The following is an 18,851-nucleotide window of genomic DNA, read 5'->3' on the forward strand; positions in this document are numbered from 1 at the left end:
AGGTGCTACCTCCCAGCCCACGCTAGCGCTGCCCTTCAACTGAACCGGGTACGAAGAGAAAATGACCGCCGGCAGAGCCAGTGACACCCAGGCAATACACGGAGAAAGCAAATCGGGTATTCAGCGGCAGCTCGACCTTGATGTTCCATTCAAGCTGGGATGTAACAGGAACAGGTCGCAACTCATTGGCCGGTGGCGTGAACACCACGCCAGGGTGCGTACAGGCGATCGCACAATCACGCCCTACATCCTCCTCGCGAAACTTCACGCTGATGGTCGCTTCGCTTTTGACAAACCTGTAGGGATACGTTATCGCCCACACATAAGGCAAGCCATCGATCCTCACTTCAGTTCCACGAAGCAGCGCATTGCTTACATCAAACAACCACACATCGACAAACGTGCTTCCAGCATCACCCGGTTGACTCCAAACAGAAGCCGTCAGCCTGGCAATGCCGGTTTCGGTGTGGTGTTCGCCCTGAATATCGCAATAGGCCACACCGGTAGCGTCAGTCTGGGTAACAACGGTTGGGTGCCCCGTGAAATCCCACGTCACGTCTACGCCGGCCTGAGGAGTTTTGTCGATTCGGTGACGCACCAACACCTGCGCCTTCATGGATTCGTTAAAAAGAATACCGACCTGAGGAACACTCAGATCCACCACTTCGTAATCAGGTCTGACAGACCCTCCCGGCAAGGGCGGAGACTTCGGCATCCCGCTCATCAGCGGCATATCGAATTGCAATACAAACGGGTCAATCTGGGTCTCCTGGGTGGAAATAGACCAACTCAACGCAGTACTCCCCGCCTCCATCGCCACCAGCTGCCCCAACGGCGGATCGAATACCAAACCCTGTGCTTGTTCGCCCGGCTTATATTCCAGAAGGACTTGCGCATCCGGATCGCCGATCAACCAGCTGTACTCATAATCCAGCGTCAGCGTGCAAACCTCTCCGGGGACCAGATTCAGTTCCACGTCAGGCCACCTTACGGGTTGGCCATTGATGTAGGGGTTGAATTCCTGAAGCCAGGTCATGTCATTGGGCAGCAGCTCAAAGGTCAGACCTGCCACCTCCCATCCCGCATAGCCCCCCGTGACAATGGCGTATAGCCCCCCCTTCCGCACGCCAGGCAACCTGAACTGCACCGGGGCTTGCCCGTCGGCATTTGTCCGGGTCGGCGCAATCGTGATGTGGGGGTACTCCCACCGCACCTCGACGTCTTCCAAGGGCTCGCCGGTCATGGCCGACACCACGGTCACGAGCGCTGAAACCAGCTCGCCGATATGACCATTGGCTTGGTCGCTGGTGAGCGACTGGATTTCCCGGGGCTCGTGCAAGAAGTACGACAGCGCCACCGATGCCGCGTACGGCCCTTCCCCCACCGTCGCAGTCAACTGTGCCGCGCCGGGCGTGGTGGGCACATAACGCACGCGCGCCACCCCGTAATAATCGGTCACGGTGGTCACTTCCCCCAGGTCATCACCGCGCCAGGTCACGATCACCCCGGCAATAGGCCTGCCACTGATGGAGGAGATCACGGTGACCTGTTCGACCAGTTCCTGCTCCCACTCCAGTATTTGCTGAACCCCGCTGTCCCAGCGGATCTCCAGCACTTGCTCGCCCTCGCCCAACGACATCGCGTTCGCCGGGGACAGGTTGGCCAGACGCTGGGACGCCAGGCGCAAGGCAAAGCTGCCGTCCTTCAGATCGCCGGCCTTGAGCGTGAAACGCAAGCCCTCGCTGGGAAACTCGCGAGGCATTCCCAAGGGGTCAGGTAAAAAGCTGATGCCCAGTTCGGTGGGCCCGGTTCCGGTCATGCCAAGCGTCAGCTCACGCTCGAACAAAGGGCTGTTCTCGGAGGCCATCAGCTCAAAAACATGTTCGCCCTTGCGGCGCGGAAAGTAGGTTTTTTCACCCCAGGGTCGCGCGGGCGCGCCATCAAACCGGACCGTCAGCCCCGCCCACGGATCGCTTGCCAGCGCCATGACCTCAAAGTTGCGCTCCTCTTCGTAGCCGTCGTAACGACTGCTGACCGAGGCCTTCACCGCCTGGGTGCCGGCGGCGGCCGGCGCCACGGCAAAACCCGACCAACCATCGGCGTCGGTGGGTTGCGCGCTTGAACTGCCCGCTGTCCAAGTCACCGGCACCTGATCCACGGCACGCCCGGTGAAGTGGGAAACCACCTGGACCCACAGCCACGCAGGATCCTGCCCGACCACTGGGTCGACCGGCGATTCGCGCCAGTTCTGGATCCTGACTTTGTTATGCGCCAGCGTCATCGGCTTGGCCGTGGCGACGAAGTCCAGCGCAGGCACTGCCCACGCCAGGGCAAACTCGCCCGGTTGTTCACTGGCGGTAAAGTCCAGCGTCCAGATCGCGCCGCCGTCGTTGATCGGTTGCGCAAGATTCAACGCAGGGCGCACCGTTGCCCCCAGTTCCTCGGCGGGTGTCCCCGACCACGCCAACGTTGATTCCAACCCCACCAGCGGGCTCAGCGCATTGGGTAAGACGCTAAAACGATGAAACGCGCCCAGACACGGATAAAGCGCCTGGGTGTCCAGTGCGGCGGCTATCTGGTCGAGTCTCAGGCTGACTTCTTCCGTCAGATTCTCAGACACCAATCGCCCCGTCAGCTCGCGAACGATTGAAACGCTCTCCAGGCGCAACTCCAGCTCAAACAGGCTACTGGTGCTCGTATTCGCTTGTGAGGCGAGATTCCACTCCGTACCGGCTGCCACCAGCGCTTTGGGCGTTCCAAGGTCACTGGGCACCAGCCCGATATCCGGCGCCGTCCCGCGCCAATGCAGACTGATGTTCTTACCGATCCATGAGCTGCCGGAATTGGGCAGCACTTTGAGTGTGTGCGTTTGCCCGCGCCAGCAGAGCACACCGAGCGCATTGCGCTCGACCACCTCGCCATCGAGCAGAATACTGACCTCGTTTTTCCAGGGGCTGGTGGCAATCGCCTTCACCTCAAACGGGCGCTCCACCGCCACGGCCTCGCCATGGGCCTTGATGCTGGCGATGACCACTTTGTCCCCCGCACTCTGCGGCGTGTACAACACACTGGCCCAACCGCCGATGCCGGTGGTAACGGTGGATAGCGTCTCGCCCCCGGTTTTCCATTCGACCTGGGCATTGATGACCGGATCGCCGTCGCCGCTGGCCACGAAGTGCACCACCTGCACCCGCAACAGCACGCTTTCGTTTTCGTCCACCACGGGAAACTTGTTGGCCTCTCGGACTTCACCCACCCGAACCAGATTGCGCGCCAGCGACATGTTTTTTTTCGGTGAAGGCAGCAACAGTTTCGAGCAGGCCAGTTGCAGGTCGAACCGACCGTCAGACCGATCTTCGCTGGTCAAGGTCCAGGCCAGTTCGGCGCCGGTGACCGGCACCGGAGCTTCAAGGGCCGGGCTGACGGCCACCCCCAGTTGCTCGTGGGAATCACCACTCCAATGCAACGACAGCTGCGTCCCCTGCAAGGGGCTGGCGGCGGGCAGTTTCACGTCGAGGGGATACTCCGAGCCGCGGTTGGGGTAACCGGTTTTTTCCTCCCAACGCGACTCCACCCCCTCGACCACCGTCAGCACATCCTTCCACGGATCCGTGGCCAGCACCCGCACCGTCAGGATTTGAGTCAACGTGCCAGAGGCGTAGTAGAGGCTCTCGACCGACGCCTGGATCTCGACATCACCGGCCTGCGTCGGTTGAAAATCGAAGTAGGCCCAGCCGTCAGTTCGGCTGACGGCAACGCCGGTGACCTGCCCGGTCGTGGAGGTCCAGTTCACGGTGCGGTCGCTCAAGGGTTGCCCGGTGTAATAGGAAGTGACCTGCACCCCCAAACGCACACTTTGGTCGTATTCAAGCACCGGGTAATACGCCGCCTCGAGCACGCCACGAAAGGCCAGCCGATGATGCCCCAGGGACACCTGCACCGGATAAGCATCGGCGGCGTACTGGTTAACCAGGTCCATCGAAAACAGATAGGGACCGTCTTCACCGATCGCCGGACAGTCCAGGGCCCAGGCCGAATCCAACGGGTGATCCACACCCCAGGCCGGGGTCGCGAGCACCGCGCCCTGGGGGTTGTCATCGCTGGTCAACGCGGCTTGGGTGCCGGCCCATGCATTGTCCGGATCGGGCCTGAATTCAAGCTGATGAGCCAAGTCACCCGAGGCCCCCAGGCACACGTACAAAGGCCCGGTTGCCGGCAGTGTCTGCTCGTCAAGCTTGAACGCTTGCATCAGCACTGGCTCAAGGTACACCTGGAGGTTGATGCGCGTAATGCGGATGGCCCCGATGTCGTCTTCGGGGGCGTTTCGCGGGCTTTGAATATTCAGCGTGAGGGTGTCTTGAGCGTTGAACGGCAGGTCCAAGGGTACGTTGTAGGCAATAGGTCTGTAATCCAGCGGCTGACCGTCCCTAAGCCGTGCCTGATCCTCCTCCACATCCCGGGCTGCTCCTCGCGGCAACAGGATTTCCTGCTCCTGCGGATGTTTATCGCTGCTAATGACCAGCCTGCCCGGTTCGGTGTGCCTCGTCTCGCACAGGAAGGTGAGGACGTAGCGCGCTGGAGCGCCTGGATCCTTGGGCGCCGTCAGCGCCTGACTGACCGAAGCCTCATCGCCGATGATCAGAAAACTAACGAACTCCACCTCCCCCTCATACCATTCCTTCCCAGTGCCCAGGTCGCCCGGAATCGGTCCCCGTGTCCAGTGCTCGATCCAGTTTTCGAAGTCGCCATTGAGCACCAGATTTTCATTGGCCAGGACAATCGGCTTATTCATGGCGAGCTGCTCCTTCGGCGGTTGAGTAGGGGGGAGTCAGGCTGATCTGATCTTCGACGGCTCGCACGAACGGTGGCTCGCCGGCCCTGGCCATGTAACGGATGCGCACGATGATGTCCGTCAACGACAGCAGCGTGCTCTTCTGCGGCTCCTGGACCGCCCTTGGAAAACTCAACAGCCAGCGTGAAACCACCCCGGTGTTTTCGAAGGGGTTGAGCATGCTGTCATCGGGTTTCATCGCCACCATGCCGTGGTCGCCAAGCCCCATCGACAAGGCGATCTGCTGACCGCTGCGCAGGTTGATCTGCACATCGGAAGGCGCCACGTTACCCACGGGATCATGCAAGTACTTCACCGCTGGAAGGGATGCCTTGGTAGCCGTCATGCTGCTGATCTGCAGCAAGGTGGCACGTACATGTTCATAGGGCCCGATCAGCACAGGCAGGTCGACCTCGACCGAGCTGATTTGCCGGCAGTAATGCCCCGGGTGGTCGCGGTCGAACAGCAATTGAGAGAGTTTGAACTCCAGCGTTCCCTTGGTGCGCAACTGATCCAGGGCGCTCGCCCAACTGCTGTTGGGGGCCTGCGGGTCGCTCGCATCATCGAACAACTGGCGCAAGGAAATGGTCTTGACCAGCTCCAACCGCCGTTCAAAGCGTTGCAGGTACTCGCGCTCCATGCGCATCAAATGCCCGCGCAGGTGTTCGCCTGCCGTCAGACCGTGACGGTTGTCCAGCCAGACCTGGGGCAAGGGGATCTGCGAATCATAGTCACCGGTTTCGGCACTCAGCGAGGCCTGGGCGCTGAGGCACAGACTGACGACGGCATCGTAGGCCTGGTAATGCAACGCCTTGAACTGACCCAGCAGCCAGCCATACAGCTCGGCATTGGACGCGCGCTTTTTGATGAAGTTGTACACCGTCAAGGCCTGGTTGTTGGCCAGCAGGGTTTGATCCAGCGTGGTTTGAGCGGCGCTCACCGCGTGGGTCTGAGCGGTGATTTGCGCATCGAGCGCACGCACCTCCGCCTGCGCCTGATTACGTTGCAGTAGCCATTCTTCACGGCGACGCCGGTAACTTTCGGTGGTGGCCTGTTTGTCCGCGTCCATTTGCAACACCGACGAAGCAACATCCAGACCGAAACAAACCGCGTCGGCTATTTTCTCGAGACGATGCCCACCGGCGGCCAAACCAAAAATATTGGGCATCGAGGCAATCACGGCGCCCGCGGGTTTGATGCTTGCCGAGGTCAATGCCAGGATTTTGGAAAGCTGCAAGCTCTCCATGACCTCGTATTCAACCTTCGACACATTTTCGTTATAGAGACGCTCATAAGCGGTTGCCCGCTCCTGTGCCACCGCCCGGCTTTGCTGAAGCGCGGTCCTGCTCGCCTGGAGCTGAGTGATGTTCTGTTCCTGCACCGTCTGGGCGTAGCTGCCCAGTTCCACCAGATGGTTTTGTTGCAGTTCCTGCTGCTCGGCCTGGTCCCGTTGCTCAAGCAGACGCAGCACCTGGGCGCCGTGATCCTGGAGCGCCTGCACGGCGCGCAATGCCACCTCGAACGTCGTGCGCCAGCGGAAAGCCCCCACCACCAACCGACCGCCCATGGGCCTTGGCGCACCGACACCACCGGCCGCCAGGTCGCGCAACAACGCGTTGGGATCGGTGGGTGGGCTGAACAGCGGTGTGTCCAGTGGCTTGCCGTCCAGGGTGAGGTTGTTGCGCAGGTTATGCAGGCGCTGGCCGGGCAAGTCGTACAGCGCGAGCAACTGCTCATTGATCGGAGCCTTGAAAGGCTCGTTGGCCAACAGCCCCAGCAGCGGCGGCGCTTCGGCGGCTGCGGGGAAGTCCGCGAGGCTGAACGCCAGGCTTTGCTCGAACTGCTCAAGCGCCGGCCGCGACCTGCTTTTGTTCATCAAGCTGTCCACCGTATCGGTTTCCCAGCGGTTGACCGTGCGCACCGCCGGTGCTTTGCCCATCAGAAATTCGGCCTGCACGTAACACAGCTTGGCCGCCACCAGGCTGTCACGGGTGAGCTGGCGGTAATACCAGTCGCCCCAGGCCAGCAAGTTCTTGACGTACTCCGAGAACACCAGAATCTGAAAGTGCCGGGGCGCCGAATAGCCGATGGCGTCAGGGTCGGTGGGCGCCTGGGTTTCACAGCCCAGGTTGCCGTCGCTGCTCAGGGGGCGGCAGCGCCAATACTTCGGTTTTGGATTCGGGTACTGAGGGTCGTTGGCCGGGTCGGCCGGCGCTTGCGGGTCGAACAGGTAATGCAACCATTTCTGCGCTTCCAGGAAGCGGTCCTCGGTGCGCAAACGTGTGGCCACCAGATGCGGCAGGTGGAAAAACAGCTCCCAGAAAAACAGACCGTTAGCGCCGTCGAAGGCTCCGTTCGGCTCGCTGATCGTTTTGCTTTCCGGGGGCGGCTCCGGCAGAAACTGCGTGTCCCAATCCAGCACCGCCTCGACGGAGATATTCGAGCGCTGCACCAGCTCGGGGCCGAACAGCGAATTCAGGCGGGCGTACTTAAGGGTCAGCTCGGGTTGGTTGAGGGAGAGAAACTGCGCTGCATCGAGGCTGTTCTTGAGCAGTGAGACAGGGGCAAACTTCGTGACGTTGATGATGGTCAGTTCGAATTTATTTCGGCCATATCCACCCGTGGTTGCGGTATGCCCGAACGAAAACGTTGTCGGCTCCGGCCATGAGCCACTCTCACGCTGAAACTCCTGCCATTCGGTACTCCAGCCACCGGCCAAGGGAAAACTTCCCGAAATGGGTGGAGGGTCGCCGGCCGAATTTTGCAACGTCAGGTCAAAGGTGGCCTCTCCGGTCAAACCCGTTGGCCTGCAATAGCCCTGCACAAACAGCTTGTCCATGTCGGTGCTGGCGTCGCGAAACACCACCGCCTGCAGGCTCAGGTACGGTGTCAAACTGCCCGTCCTCTCCACGGAGGTGACCATGGTCGGCTGATTCATCAGCGGATGTTGCACCGTCTCAGCCGTGACAAATCGCTTGAGCGCCGCGTGTTCCAGCCAGCCGCCATCGTCCCAGGACACGGGGCGGAACAGCACGTCACGCACCGCAAACACCTTGAGGGAGTCCTCAGCGCTGGTCAAAAAAACGCCCAGCTTGCCCTTGGGGTTGTAGGGGTCGGCCCACACCGTCGCAATCAACCGGGCGCCTTGGGAAAGGTCGTCGTCATGCACGCTGCTGTGCAGGCTCAGCGGCGCCGACCATCGGCCATTCTGGGCCATGAACGCCACTTTGATGTCCAGCCGGTGCGGCAGGCTTACGTCGTCCTCGTCCACGCTTTCGACCTTGTACTGCCATTCGGCCCACACCAGGCACAGCCGTCCGCTCCAGAACACCGGGCGGATATCCAGTATCGTCACGCCCGTGGGCGTGTCCACCGGCAGCCATTCACTCCAGGCCGCCGGGTTGATGGCCGGGCAAGTGGGAGAGAGCTCGACCTCGGCTTTGCGCCAGAAGTATTGGTAAGGCGGCACCCGCTGGCGACCGACAAAGTAGTAGTCGGCCCGGGCCGGCGAGACGCTGTCCATGTAGCTGCTGAGCACGTCTAGGTTGCAGGTTTGCTCGAACGTTTGCAGGTACTCCTGCAAGGCAACCTGCACCGAATCACTGTTCAAGTGTGCCTGGTTGAGGTTGTTTTCAAGGGTCTTGAACAGGCTGGTCTTGCGCTGCCGCACGAAGGGGTTGATGAAGTTTTCCGGGTACAGCGCGATCATTTGCAGCGCCGACCAATCCGGGTAGTTGTTGTAGAGCTCCCAGGTGGCCAGGTCCCGCTTGTCGAACTCGGTGTCGGCATAGCCGGGTTCCAGTTTGCGGTAGGCGGCGTGGATGAACTGCTGGGCGCAACTGGTCGCTTCGGCGACCCAGGAGCTTTGCACCGGGTAACTGTCCAGGGGATCCAGGCGCAGCAGTTCGAACAGGTCCGCCGGGGTCCGCAGGAAGTTGTACGGAGGATTCTGACCACTTTTTTCAACGTGCCCGAGGCTGTATTCGATCAGGGCGGTCCGGCGTTTTTCGAGCAAGTCACTCAACGTGTTCAGAGTCATGGTACTTGCTCCTCGCGTTCAAAGATGATGGGCGGGAAATTAGCTAGCACGCCACCTTCAGGGGCAACGCTGATCTGGAACTTTCCGCCAGTAGGGCTGGAAACAAATGTTCGGGCCACGCCCTCCTGGTTGGTGTAGCTCTGATCCGGTCGATAAACCACCGTGCCTCCCCCGTCGTTCATGTCCTTGCTTAACCAGCGCGTCAGATGGTTTTTCGCAATGTTTCTATGGATGTCCTTGATGGTGGCGTAGAGTTCGACTTCCTGACCGGCAGGTACCGCTTCCAGAGGTACCGGTGACATGGACTTTAGTGGGATGACTATGTGTTCAGCATCGATAGTGACCTCGACGGTCGGGGCATACTCGCGCTCAAACAGATCGAGCCAGAATTGCGGCGTGTCCCACCCCGTCACCTTGCCCGGTTTGTACACGGCCTCAACCACGCCGTCGGGTTCCGTAGCCTTGGTTTCAACGGTCCCCAGTTCAGCGCTCCAGTAAACGTTGACGCCGCTCAACGGGTTCCCGTCGCTATCCATAAGGGTGACGGTGAAGGTGATTGTTTCCTCAGGCGCAGCCACCACCACGGTCTTGTCCGCGACGCACGTCACGGTAACGAGCTGCTTCAGATCCCCGGTGAAGGTCACCAACGGCCTATCGGATTCGGACAGGCTCAGCAAGGCATGTTCGGCGGCGGCCTTGTAGGCGGGTTTGTTGATCTCTTCTGGCAGCCCGCCCATCAGGAAAATCGTCAAGGCATCCATGCCGGTGCGCGCCGCCAGCACCCGGACCCGCATCAACAGATCCAGCTGGGGCAGGTTTTTCAGGATTTTTTGCGCAGATTGGAAGCGGCTGACGCACTCGCGCACCTCCTGCACGCTCCAGTCAAAAAAACCGGCCAGCCGGATGGACGCCGCTTGTTCGGCCAGACGCAGTGCATGCCCCCCTATCGGAGAAGGCAGCGCATTGACCTCGCGCAGGTAGTCGAGCAGCGTCTGCGCCGGCTGGTCGCTCAGCTCGAACGCACGGTTGAGGGTGGTCAGGTAATAAAGCGTGCGCACCGTGAACGCGTGCTTGTCGTCCTGATCCAGCCAGGCTTTATGGCCGTAATCCAGATAGTCGCGCAACACCTCGGCGCTCAGCTCAAGTTTCGCCACCACCGCACTGCGACGGCGCACATCGGGCAGCAGCGCAAGCAATGGGTCAGCCAAGGCGTTGCGTCGCTTCACCGAGCCTTCAAGATGCGAAAGGTCACGTTCGAGCACCAGGCGCAGCAACCGGCTCACCGTTGAATTGGCCCACGCCAGCACCTCGAGCGCTTGCTCGGAACCGATACCCGTGTAAACCGCCAGGCATTCCTTGACCACCGAGACCTGGGCGTCCCTGGCCTCCAACACCACGGCGAGGAGCCTCTCGACGATGGCGGGGCGCTCCAGTTCATATTGTTCACCGAGGCCGATGGTCACGGCGTAATCAAGCTCTCTTCGCGCAAAGTCCAGGTATTGAGCCTCGGTTCCCGTGCGCGACATCACCAGCCCATCGGACTCGACCAATGTCGTTTGCATCCCCAGCAGCTCCAGCCAACTGGCGCCCGCCATCGCCGGCACACCGCCCATCAGGATCGCCGAGTGGGTGAGCATTGCGCCGGGCAACAGATTGAGCAACTGCTCAAAAAGCCGACCCTCAGCGTCCCGGGAAGCGTCCAGCGCAGAAGGCGGCGAGACCTGCTGCACCATCCAAAGCACCGGCAGGTCGTGATCGGCACACCAGTCCACACACAATTGCATGGCATGGATGAGGTTCAGCACATCCGGGCTATCGCTTGTGGTGGAGTTGATCCGGGGCACACCCGCCAAACCGTTGAGCCAAAGCTCCCCACCCAACACCGTCAGCAACAACACGCCTTCGACCGGGGTAATGCCCAACAGCCGGGGCAGCTTCACCATGCGGTAGAAACTGGACACGATCGCCAGGTTACGCGGCAGACTGTCGCCGTCGATGCCATGGGCATTGGCAATCGCCAGGGCCAGGTAGTTGTAGGTCTGCAGGTCGATGCCCAACGCGCTGCACAATTGGCTGACGGTCAGGTCGGGCACCTCAGGTGCCGGCACGATCGGAAACGTTCCGCCGTCGAGCTTCAAGGGGGCACGGTAATCGCCCTGGCCATTGAAGAGCTGATCGAATTGGGACAGTGCTTCACCGCGACCGTAAATCGACAACTCGTCGATAAACACGGCAAAGTCGTTCACCGGGCATTCACAGCGCTCGCGCAACGACTGAAACAGCCCGAGGGCATGCACGACCTGTTCGGTGATCCACCAGTTATCTGCCGGCGCACCACCGCGCACTTCAGCCTTGATGGCCGCCACCAGCAGCGCATCCACCTGTTCGCTGGGCAGTGCCAACCATTGATCCAGGCGCAACTTGCGATTCATTCGGTCGTAATGCGCAAGTCCCGCCGCGTCGCCTGGGCTCACGGAGAGTTTATGAAGAAACAAATTGCCCTCTCCGCGACCGGTAATATGGAGAGCGGGGTGGGCATTGGCGTTGAGGTAAACCGAACCGGAGCGCCCGCTTTCCGGTTCTTCAGGCACCTGCGACGAGTACGTCACATTGGCCGAACGCACTGGCGCAAAGCCCCGTACCGACAGCAAAGCCTCGAGCCCCTGGGTGTCGAGCTTGGTCCGTTCGCCGAAGAACGGCACCTCGATGAGGTCCTGCCAATTCAGCGCGTCGGCGCCGAAGTTCTGCATATAAAAAATCATGTGTTCGTATTCGCCTCCCTCCCCTTCTCCCTCAAACTCTACGGGCGGCTCCGTCAGCAACCGCCGCTGATAAGGCCCCAGCCGCGACGCATGGGCCAGGGCCGGGCCCACATCGCTGTACCAGGCCTGGGTCTGGAAAAAATACGGAAAGGACGGGCTCACGCTTTGGGCAAAACTGCCCACCGACAGGCCATGGTGGCGGGCAACGGTGTCCACCGTGACCCAATGCTGGAAGTACGGCAGCCCGTTGGGATAACGCGCCTCGATCATGGCCTGTTCCAGTTCCTCTGGAAGCAGACCGATAAACTTTTCCAGCACCGGGACGATGATGTCCACCGACGACACCGATTGATGCACTGCGTTGAAATCGATGCTCAGCGGCTTCAGGTCTTTGCGCCGGTCATGCAAGGGCAACTTGCTTGTGTCGCTTGAAACCGCTTCGATGCGTTGCTCGATCCACCGCATCAACTCAATCAAATACGCCACGGGTGATGCGAAAGACTCCAGGGCCTGGGGTGGGCACAAGCTGTCGAACTGAGGATTGAACAAGAGCTCGAAACTGGGGCCTTGAACCATCGACAGTAAACCACTGCTTGCCCGCCGCTGCTCTTTTGCCGAACCGTACAGGGTGTGCTCGATGAACTGACGCCGCAGGTAAATGGCCATGCTGTTGAGGCGCCGTAACAGCTGACGAGCGTCATCGGCGCTCACGCCAAAGTCCCTCACCAATCCCTGCACGCCCTTTTCCACCAGCGTAAAGATCGAACCGCCCTCTTCGAGGTACGTGTGCAGCGTTGCGTAGTGGGTGAGTTGTTGGTCACTGAACACCTGATTCAGCAGCTGTAAAGCGGGGCGGGAGTCAGCCATGGACGAGTCCTCGAATTCGATAACGGCCCGGAGCGGCCCGACGAAGCCGTCAGGCCGAGCGTTTGCTTAACGTGATTTGGCGCTTGCGAGCCCAAGCCGTCTACTGTCAGAACCGACAGGTTTCATGACCGTTTATCGGGAGTTCGATGCTTGGGTCGGGCTGCTGGGCGGCCGGACTTCGAAGCGCTCGCTCTCAACCCAATCGGAAGTCGTCGCGCCATCCGCCGTGTCGGTGATGGTCTGCCTGAACCGGCACCAGTTGCCGCCAGCGGACAGCGATTGCGACGCCCCGCCCTGCCAACCACCCGCTTCGACGTTGAGATCCGAAGCCCAGACTTGATCCGGATTGAACCAGCTCACCACTTGCCCAACACCCGGTCTTCCCTCGCCTTCGAAGCGAACCGGGTTGTCGACCCAACCTCCGACCACGGGCACGTCGATGGAAGGCTGATAGGTGCCCAGCACCACCGACCGCGCCGGCGAATCGGCGGAATCAAAACCCTCGCTCGACGCCACGGCCATCAGACCGTAGAGGCCGCCGGGTTGATCGAACTCCACCGTCACCGACCAGGTGCGATCCTCCAGCACCGGGCTACTGCCCAGCACCGCATGCGTGGCGTCTCCCAGTTTTACCGTCACGGTATCGCCCGGTACACCGAAACCCGACACCACCACGCGCCGGCCGATGGGCTCGTCGGTGGTCGGGGTTTCAATGAACGGGGCAGCAGGCACGACGTTGAAGGTCAGCGGCGCAGTGTCCCTGGAGGGCCGACCTTCGAAGCGTTGCCGGGCCACAATCGTGGTTTCGCCTACCGGCAGGGTCACGTCAGCGCTCCAGCCGTCGGCGCCCACAAAAACATCTTCGATCAACGGCTCACTTGCGCCCTGGAGCCAGATATCAACCCGCCCGCCCTGCATGCCCCTGCCAGACAACGTCATGCTGCGCGGCAGGTTGCCGCCCGGCTGCGGCACGTCAAACTCCGGTGGCAACACCACCACCTCGAACCTCAGGGTTTCACTGCGCTCGGACGGCTCCCCACGCAGGGTCTGTTGCGCGTCGATGGTGTAGGGACGAAACTCCAGCACGGGCAACTCGACGGACCATTCGCCGTCGGCGGTCAGCACTTTGGGGTCGCCCAGCTCCGTTTGAAATTGCGCGTCACGCACTTGCATCGACGCCTCGGCCATGCCGTCACGCCCACGGACGGTCAGTACGCGACCGACCTCGGCGCTGGGGGTGGGGTAGGTGATCACCGGTTTGCGCATGGGTGTGGCAACCGTGAAGGTCCTTTGCGCAGGCGGTGAGGGTTGCTGGGCGGCGGTCTGGATCAGGGTCGCGGTGTGGGTGACCTCGGGGGCAAACGGCTCGGTGCGCCGGAAACTCCAGGTGCCGTTGTTGTTCTCGACGGGGTGTTCGGTGGCGCTGTCACTGAATGTGAGTGTCAGCACCGCCTCCGGCCAGCAGGTGCCACTGAGGTTGGGCGAGAGACCATTTTCCACGGGCACGTTCATGACCGGTGCCAGCGGTGGGATGGTGACCTCGATTTCCTGCCAGGTCGGCGATTCCTGACCATCCTTGAATTGTCTGATTTTAACCTTGCGCTTGAACGTCGGCCCCCACTCCGCTGAGGCGGGGCTCGACCACACACCGCCGGACACCGTTCTTTCGGGGGCTGCTGGTGAGTCGTCGGGATTCAGAATCTTCACCGTCGCACCGTTGAAACCTTTACCCGAGAACACGGGCCGGTAAACCGGTGTGTAGGTGATATCGGTCGGGTCTGGAAGTCTCAGGTTGACCGGGAACGTGTACGGCTGCGAGTCAATCCAGCCATTGTCACCGTCGGGAAACCGCTGGACAGCCTTCACGCTGTAAGAACCAAATGGCCAATTTGTTGCGGTTGTGTTCCAACTGCCTCCATTCACCGGTACAGGGCCCGGCGCTGGGGCATCAGGCCCACTGACAACCGTGATCTGGACGGTTGAACCGGTGTAGCCGCTGCCTTCGAACTTCACCGAGGTGTCTGTCGGCGTGGTGACGGTGACGTCGGTCAACTTGGGGGGGCGCACTTTAAACGCCTGGGCAGTACTCAGTCCCGACGGGACGGTTTGATAGGTTTGTTCCGCCACCAACGAAATCGTCCCTGGCCGCACTTGCACGTCGACATTCCAGGAACCGTTCGCCTCTACCCTGCCTGGAGGACCGACCGGATCACCGATGACATCGAGCCTTACTTCGACGCTGGCGCCCGGCCTCCCGTGTGTTCCGTATACAGTGAAACCCATCTCTTGAATGGCGGTGGACGCGGTGATGACCGGTGGCCCCATCACTTCGAAAGATAAGTAATTGGTGTAACTGAGAACCGGGCTGCTCTGCACTTTGTATTCGGCCCGCACCGTATAAGTTTTACTGGACAATGGCACCGATGGCCTGACTTCCCATGTTGTCTCTGGCCCTACGGCAGTCATCGAAGCCAATTCAGTTGTGCCGTCGAGTACTCTGATGCCCATGCCGGGATCAATCGGAGTTTCACCCGGAAAGCAAACCCCTCCGAAAACAACCTGAGCGGGATTCAAAAAACCGGCCGATTGGGGCTTGGTTAGGGTGGTTGGACGCCTGACAACGGTCTTTGGCCGCGTTATTCCATGTGCAGTTTGGGCGGCGACGTACCTTAAGTCCGACTCGTTTCGCATGGCGGCGTGCACCGTCCAGCTACCGTCACTATTGACATCGTAACCCGCGCCCAGGCTCTCGGCCGTGCTGGCATCCAGAATCATTACGCCAATGCCGGGTCTGGCGCCGACACCTGAAACAAGAAATGTTGATTCTGGGATATAACCCGACGGAGACAAGATTTGAAACGCAGGATCATGAGTCTCCATGTCCTGTGTGTTTTCGCCAGACTCGTCGTTTTCAGTATCGTCGTCAGTGTCCATGACGCACTCCGTAGTTTCTGGTTAACAGGCTGGCGATATGACTAGTTCGGTCGTGGGCTCATTGAATATCCATCTCGCGAATCTAAACACCTGTTAGTTCTGACAGTGCCGACGAGTGGCGGGGGCCCCGGTGCAGGAAAATTCGGGTGACTACAGCGCCTTGCGCAACGGACTACAGATCCGCCAGAATCCGCCGGCTTGTGCGCCTTGGCCTTGCCCCGTAATTTGATTCGTGTCGCTGACAACCAGCGATCGGGTTTAGTCGCCCGGTAATGAAGTGATGTGCACAAGCGTCATCCAGTCGGGCTCCCCTATCCCCGCACTTGATGGTGGCTGTTCGCAGGGCGCTCTCGGGCGCGCCGGTTTCACTTCTCACCGGTCGACTAACCTGCGTCCAGCCGCCACCCATCGTTTAGTCGCGAACCGGGTGGCAGCGCTATCAAAGAGAAGTGAATATGATCAAGCCAACACCCAATCCCCCGAAAACCGATTCACAACCCGCTCACAAAACCCTCGACACCAAAAAGCTCGACAAAGCCGCGCAAAAAGCCCTGGACCACTACCTCAAGCCCAACGCGGACAAACCGGACAAACCCGAACGACAACTCGACTACTTCATCGTCGCCCCCGACGCCGACCCCGAAGGTATGCTCGCCCACACCTACGAAACCTTCTGCTCGGTAAGCACGCTGATTCTGGATTTATCGGAAGACCTGGAAGGCGCCCCGCGCAACCTGGCCCTGGCGATTCACCAGATGGGCGAGATGGGCGTGTTGTTGCTGGAGAAGTTGCTGGATAACGAGGCGAAGGTTCAGCGCTAAGGCAACTCTGGAGCTGCCGAAGGCTCGGGCCGCGTTCGGACGATCTTTCGTTCAGGACTCAATCGTCTGGAAAAAGATCGCAACCTCGTTGCACTCGGCAGCGCCTACAGGTGTCACGTTTAGGGAACGTATCGGACATCAAACCGATGCCGACAACGCCTGGCAACTAATGAGGCCGAACCTCAAAGCGCCCGCTCTCAACCCAATCGGAGGCCGTCGCGCCGTCCGCCGTGTCGGTGATGGTTTGCCTGAACCGGCACCAGTTGCCGCCAGCGGCCAGCGATTGCGACGCCCCGCCCTGCCAACCACTGGAGGCAACGGGGAGGCCCGCCGCCCACACCTGATCCGGATTGAACCAGCTCACCACTCGCCCAACACCCGGTCTTCCCTCGCCTTCGAAGCGAACCGGGTTGTCGACCCAACCTCCGACCACGGGCACGTCGATGGAAGGCTGATAGGTGCCCAGTACCACCGACCGCGCCGGCGAATCGGCGGAATCAAAACCCTCGCTCGACGCCACGGCCATCAGACCGTAGAGGCCGCCGGGTTGATCGAACTCCACCGTCACCGACCAGGTGCGATCCTCCAGCACCGGGCTACTGCCCAGCACCGCATGCGTGGCGTCTCCCAGTTTTACCGTCACGGTATCGCCCGGCACACCGAAACCCGACACCACCACGCGCCGGCCGATGGGCTCGTCGGTGGCCGGGGTTTCAATGAACGGGGCAGCAGGCACGACGTTGAAGGTCAGCGGCGCAGTGTCCCTGGAGGGCCGACCTTCGAAGCGTTGCCGGGCCACAATCGTGGTTTCGCCTACCGGCAGGGTCACGTCAGCGCTCCAGCCATCGGCGCCCACAAAAACATCTTCGATCAACGGCTCACTTGCGCCCTGGAGCCAGATATCAACCCGCCCGCCCTGCATGCCCCTGCCAGACAACGTCATGCTGCGCGGCAGGTTGCCGCCCGGCTGCGGCACGTCAAACTCCGGTGGCAACACCACCACCTCGAACCTCAGGGTTTCACTGCGCTCGGACGGCTCCCCACGCAGGGTCTGTTGCGCGTCGATGGTGTAGGGACGAAACTCCAGCACGGGCAACTCGACGGACCATTCGCCGTCGGCGGTCAGCACCTTGGGGTCGCCCAGCTCCGTTTGAAATTGCGCGTCACGCACTTGCATCGACGCCTCGGCCATACCATCACGCCCACGGACGGTCAGCACGCGACCGACCTCAGCACCGGGGCTGGGGTCAGTGATCAAGGGCTTGTGCACGGGCAGCGCGACCGTGAAGGTTCTGGATGCTTCAGGTGAGGTTTGCTGGGCGGCGGTCTGGATCAGCGTCGCGGTGTGGGTGACCTCGGGTGCAAACGGCTCGGTGCGCCGGAAACTCCAGGTGCCGTTGTTATTTTCGACGGGATGTTCGGTGGTGCTGTCACTGAATGTGAGGGTCAGCACAGCACCCGGCCAGCAGGTGCCATTGAGGTCGGGCGAGAGGCCATTTTCCACGGGCACGTTCATGACCGGGGCCAGCGGTGGGATGGTGACCTCGATTTCCTGCCAGGTCGGCGACGGTACTCCATTCAGGTATTGCTTGATATGGACTTCCCGCTTGAACGTCGGCCCCCATACCTCTGATGCCATGCTCTGCCACTGACCGGACGACACGCCAGCATCCGGGGCCACCTTCGACCCACCACCGGGATTGAACAGCATCACCGTCGCACCGTTGAAACCTTTACCCGAGAACACGGGCCGGTAGACCGGTGTGTAGGTGATATCGGTCGGGTCTGGAAGTCTCAGGTTGACCGGGAACGTGTACGGCTGCGAGTCAATCCAGCCATTGTCACCGTCGGGAAACCGCTGGACAGCCTTCACGCTGTAAGAACCAAATGGCCAATTTGTTGCGGTTGTGTTCCAGCTGCCTCCATTCACCGGTACAGGGCCCGGCGCAGGGGCATCAGGCCCACTGACAACCGTGATCTGGACGGTTGAACCGGTGTAGCCGCTGCCTTCGAACTTCACCGAGGTGTCCGTCGGCGTGGTGACGGTGACGGCGGTCAATGCCGGAGGGCGGATTCTGAAGGCTCGGGGTGCGCCTCGATTCGAGGGCGTCCCGCCTACTAGTTGGAGTGCTACCAGCGATATATTCCCTACAGGCGCTGTAACGGAACAGCTCCAATTAGCCCCCGTCAACGTGTTGGTCTCTCCCAATTTAGGATCGTCGGTCAGATCTCTGAATACCTGAACGATGGCACCCGAACGCCCATTGTTGCCGGTCACGGTAAAGGTCCTGTCTTGCACCGAATGGGCTACGGGGCCGGTGATGACAGGTACGGGTAATTCAATCACAACAGAAACATTGTCTGCCCAGTCAGAATGCATACCAGCCGATGTCTGTCTGGCAGTAAACACAAATGCCCCCAACGGCAAATTGTTATGCGGCGTTGTTCTCCAGTGCCGTTGCGAATCAACGATGCACACTGGATGGGGTATTTCATCCGCCGAATGGCTGACGTGAAGTTGCACCTCTGCGGTCGGTACCCCAGAGCCAGAAATTTCCGGCCTGCGATGCTCTATGTTCGATCCGGAAATAGGGGAT

6 protein-coding genes are annotated in these 18,851 nt (G+C 60.8%); 1 reads left to right on the forward strand and 5 read right to left on the reverse strand.

The window, feature by feature from the left end:
* Positions 1-22: 22 nt before the first annotated feature.
* From QOM08_RS22430 to QOM08_RS22445, 4 genes are all read right to left on the reverse strand, one after another.
* Positions 23-4,792: a hypothetical protein gene (locus tag QOM08_RS22430; RefSeq protein ID WP_316912148.1), complete on the reverse strand. Its 4,770-nt coding sequence runs from the start codon at positions 4,790-4,792 to the stop codon at positions 23-25.
* A complete protein-coding gene (locus QOM08_RS22435; protein ID WP_316912149.1) occupies positions 4,785-8,870 on the reverse strand; it encodes a neuraminidase-like domain-containing protein in 4,086 nt (1,361 codons plus the stop codon). Before QOM08_RS22435 ends, QOM08_RS22430 begins: the two co-directional genes overlap by 8 nt.
* The gene (locus QOM08_RS22440; protein WP_316912150.1) at positions 8,867-12,499 is read right to left on the reverse strand and encodes a Tc toxin subunit A; all 3,633 of its coding nucleotides are present in this window, start codon (positions 12,497-12,499) and stop codon (positions 8,867-8,869) included. Before QOM08_RS22440 ends, QOM08_RS22435 begins: the two co-directional genes overlap by 4 nt.
* A gap of 132 nt (positions 12,500-12,631) precedes the next feature.
* Positions 12,632-15,007: a hypothetical protein gene (locus QOM08_RS22445; RefSeq protein ID WP_316912151.1), complete on the reverse strand. Its 2,376-nt coding sequence runs from the start codon at positions 15,005-15,007 to the stop codon at positions 12,632-12,634.
* Between the two features lie 881 nt (positions 15,008-15,888).
* On the opposite strand from QOM08_RS22445, the gene QOM08_RS22450 reads away from it, so the two are divergent.
* Entirely contained in the window at positions 15,889-16,254 is a 366-nt protein-coding gene (locus QOM08_RS22450) for a DUF6124 family protein (RefSeq protein ID WP_188250897.1), read from the forward strand.
* Positions 16,255-16,420: 166 nt separating this feature from the next.
* Here QOM08_RS22450 and QOM08_RS22455 read toward each other — a convergent pair whose 3' ends face one another.
* Positions 16,421-18,127 carry a hypothetical protein gene (locus QOM08_RS22455; RefSeq protein WP_316912152.1) on the reverse strand — a complete coding sequence of 569 codons (1,707 nt, stop codon included), beginning with the start codon at positions 18,125-18,127 and terminating at the stop codon, positions 16,421-16,423.
* Between the last annotated feature and the right edge of the window lie 724 nt (positions 18,128-18,851).

Origin of the sequence: Pseudomonas sp. P105 (assembly GCF_032614175.1) — a bacterium.
Classification (GTDB): domain Bacteria; phylum Pseudomonadota; class Gammaproteobacteria; order Pseudomonadales; family Pseudomonadaceae; genus Aquipseudomonas; species Aquipseudomonas rhizophila.

Bases quoted from the DNA above. Each gene is read 5' to 3' on its own strand.
- QOM08_RS22445 (WP_316912151.1), bottom strand. From the start codon at position 15,007: ATGGGCATCAGAGTACTCGACGGCACAACTGAATTGGCTTCGATGACT.
- QOM08_RS22450 (WP_188250897.1), top strand. From the start codon at position 15,889: ATGATCAAGCCAACACCCAATCCCCCGAAAACCGATTCACAACCCGCT.
- QOM08_RS22440 (WP_316912150.1), bottom strand. From the start codon at position 12,499: ATGGCTGACTCCCGCCCCGCTTTACAGCTGCTGAATCAGGTGTTCAGT.
- QOM08_RS22430 (WP_316912148.1), bottom strand. From the start codon at position 4,792: ATGAATAAGCCGATTGTCCTGGCCAATGAAAATCTGGTGCTCAATGGC.
- QOM08_RS22435 (WP_316912149.1), bottom strand. From the start codon at position 8,870: ATGACTCTGAACACGTTGAGTGACTTGCTCGAAAAACGCCGGACCGCC.